The sequence below is a fragment of the Pseudoalteromonas sp. 120-MNA-CIBAN-0494 genome, assembly GCF_040308885.1.
Lineage (GTDB): Bacteria > Pseudomonadota > Gammaproteobacteria > Enterobacterales > Alteromonadaceae > Pseudoalteromonas > Pseudoalteromonas nigrifaciens.
In genome coordinates this window covers 1-252 of the sequence record NZ_JBEOOE010000197.1, presented here as the reverse complement: position 1 = coordinate 252, position 252 = coordinate 1, and the positions used below count along the sequence as shown (strand labels likewise).

The 252-nt window shown below is 41.7% G+C and carries 1 protein-coding gene; it reads right to left on the bottom strand.

The window, feature by feature from the left end; genetic code table 11:
- The coding region (locus tag AAEY55_RS18505; protein ID WP_350552735.1) for a DUF1285 domain-containing protein at positions 1-198 on the bottom strand (198 nt) is incomplete at its 3' end.
- Positions 199-252: the final 54 nt, after the last annotated feature.

Genomic DNA, 252 nt, shown 5'->3' with positions numbered 1-252 from the left:
AAACTGACCATCTTCGTTGCATAATACACTGGCAAAAAGTTTCACCATTGATTGACGGATAATTTCACTACCTGCGTAAAACCATTTACCTTGCTCATCAATCAATAATGATAACTGCCCGCAGTGAGCGGGCTGCCATTGTTCAAAAGGTTTGCTTGGCTCGCTGAGTTGCTTGCTAAGCTCGTTAAGTGAAATCACTGTTTTTTAAATGTCAGTGCAAAAGTAACTGGCACGGCAGTAGCAATTGAAGGT